Source organism: Paraburkholderia podalyriae, assembly GCF_014397785.1.
GTDB lineage: Bacteria > Pseudomonadota > Gammaproteobacteria > Burkholderiales > Burkholderiaceae > Paraburkholderia > Paraburkholderia podalyriae.
Genome location: NZ_VZQQ01000257.1, coordinates 1 through 895 on the forward strand (window position 1 = coordinate 1; position 895 = coordinate 895).

Annotated in this window: 1 protein-coding gene; it reads left to right on the forward strand. The window is 57.4% G+C overall.

What is annotated here, in order from left to right:
* Positions 1–279: 279 nt before the first annotated feature.
* Positions 280–594, forward strand: a complete 315-nt coding sequence (locus F6X42_RS42905) for a CppA family protein (RefSeq protein WP_187639771.1) — start codon at positions 280–282, stop codon at positions 592–594.
* The last annotated feature ends 301 nt before the right edge of the window (positions 595–895 follow it).

An 895-nucleotide genomic window follows, 5' to 3' on the forward strand; every position in this document is an offset into this window, starting at 1 on the left:
ACTTCGGTGATGCAACAGCCCTTCAGCGAATAGCGGCGTCTGTGGATAACTTCCCCCCTATAGATAAAGGGAGAGTTGAAGAACAAACCTTCGCAACACGATGCCCGAGGTGCCAAGAATCAACATTTTAGGGTCGCGATGTAATTTCGGATAGACCCGGTTTCCGGACGCGCTGTACATGTCCAGATCGTTTTGTAGTGTGCGTTGCCGCCCCTAATTCGGCCCGACCGCGCGCTAACGTCTATCCATTCCACCTGTAGGGGCAGTCGGGAGGCGACGATGGAGCATTTGGTCAGAGTACACAACGAGAAGGACCGGCAAACGATGGAATGGCTGCGCCGGAATATTGGCGACGCAGCCATCGCTGCCGCCATCCAACGATGCGAGAACTCGGGCAAGCCGTATCTTTCCGCCGTCTGCCGGCAGCTGCGCGTCCGTGTTCCGGAGTTTCCTCTGCCACGGCGGGAAAGCCCAAGCCCGGTGGCGGAACAATCTCTCGCTACCATCCGGCACATCCTCGCAGCGCGCAACGCCTTGACCGTCGCGAAGCCGATCAGTGCGCGCCAGAAAGCGACTCCAACCCCATTCGCCTGATCGGGACGGGACAATGCGTCCTTTGACGCGATGCTTGTACGACGCTGGAACAGCGATTTTCGGACGCGGGCATGGCAAACATGCTCAACATCATCTGGATGGACCAGTCGCAAACCCCAAGGGTTGGCCCGAATTCCGTGAAGAAGTTTTCGGGGGCGTCTTTACTGACGCCAGGACTACATCATGAGTGTGGCCGGGAATGCCGGATTTGTCGCAGGTCAAATTCTCGGTCAGGACGGAGAGATTCTGGCAACCGTCGCTCCTTTGAAAAGCGTTCGCCTTCGCGGATGAACGATTCGTT